Below are 1,414 nucleotides of genomic sequence, written 5' to 3'. Positions count from 1 at the left end.
GCTCCAGCTACATCAAATGTTCCCAAAAAATATAGAAGAGCTAATGCAAATTAGCCGCTATCGGTTGAAGGATTACATCAAAGGACAAAGAGCGATATCGCTTGCCCTATCTACCTTCTAGCTCGCTTGTCCCCCTCTCAGATTTAAAACCTGTTGTGCTGTCCATCTTTGTTTTCTATCTTTTTGCAAACACCCTTCAATAATCGGTTTAAACTCTTTCGGTAAACTGGGGATTTGTAGCTCACAATTCATCACCTTTGCCATTAACTGGTGAATATCATTATTAAACTTATAGGGAAGTTGATTAGTCGTCATTTCGATTAACATAATACCCAATGACCACAGATCCCAAGCTGAGGAAATATCCCCCCTAAAGGCTTCGGGAGGCATATAAATAATTGTACCGCTATTGTGGACGGTTTGAGTGTGGCTTTTGTTATTTAAGGTTCTAATTAAGCCAAAATATGCTAACTTGTATTGTTGATTAACCTTGAGGATATTACCCGGTTTTAAATCTCGATGGACTTTATTTTGTCCATGAAGATAATTTAAGCCCTGGGCGACTTGAGCAGTAATATTTTTAATCTCATCCGCTGACAAACCGCCTTTGGCAATGTGATTTTCTAGGCTACCCTGTGCCAATTCCATCACTAAATAAAGCATCTCCGTATTGAAAAAAGTAAATTCCCCCACCGAATAAGCCTTAATTAAATTAGAATGTTCTAACTTTCTGGCATTTGTTAATTCAATTAATTTATCATCGCTACTTTCTGGGATAACTTTAATGGCAACTTCTTAGACCGATGTATTTCTGACCATTTCACTAGCATGAAATACACCCCCAAAACCACCCGCACCGAGAAACTTATTAAGACGATAGGGGCCTATTTGTTGCCCTTCTAACATCTTCATCATTTGGTCTAGCATAATAATAACTCCTGAATTAACCAATTTTTACGTTGTGTAACTATCCTATTAAGTGAGTGGTTATAATTATTAAATTGAAGATAGATTGTGCCTTTGATCCCCCCTTGATAAGGGGGGCGCGGATCCCCCCTTAATCCCCCCTTGATAAGGGGGGCGCGGATCCCCCCTTAATCCCCCCTTGATAAGGGGGGCGCGGATCCCCCCTTTCACTAGCATGAAATACACCACCAAAACCACCCGCACCAAGAAACTTATTAAGACGATAAGAGTTTATTTGTTGCCCTTCTAACATCTTCATCATTTGTTCTAGCATAATAAATAATAACTCCTGAATTAGCCAATTTTAGGCTCTTCGTTACTCTTTATGCTAAATCAACATACAAGATGCCAAGACAACATACTTCTAACCCAAAAATTCCGAAAGTTTCTCAAGCCATAGGCTCTCCGTTTTATTAGTTTAAGTTTATTGTTGATTCCCTCGACCATC

Annotated in this window: 1 protein-coding gene and 1 pseudogene; both read right to left on the bottom strand. The window is 39.2% G+C overall.

The genetic code is table 11. The features are described from left to right. Positions 1 to 141: 141 nt before the first annotated feature. Positions 142 to 927: pseudogene (locus PX482_RS18770) on the bottom strand (serine/threonine-protein kinase); the annotation flags it as partial. Between the two features lie 372 nt (positions 928 to 1,299). Further along, the coding region (locus tag PX482_RS18760; protein WP_071824397.1) for a transposase at positions 1,300 to 1,414 on the bottom strand (115 nt) is incomplete at its 5' end.

Source organism: Microcystis sp. M53602_WE12 (assembly GCF_030065455.1).
Lineage (GTDB): Bacteria > Cyanobacteriota > Cyanobacteriia > Cyanobacteriales > Microcystaceae > Microcystis > Microcystis aeruginosa.
This window is presented reverse-complemented; position numbering and strand designations above follow the sequence as displayed.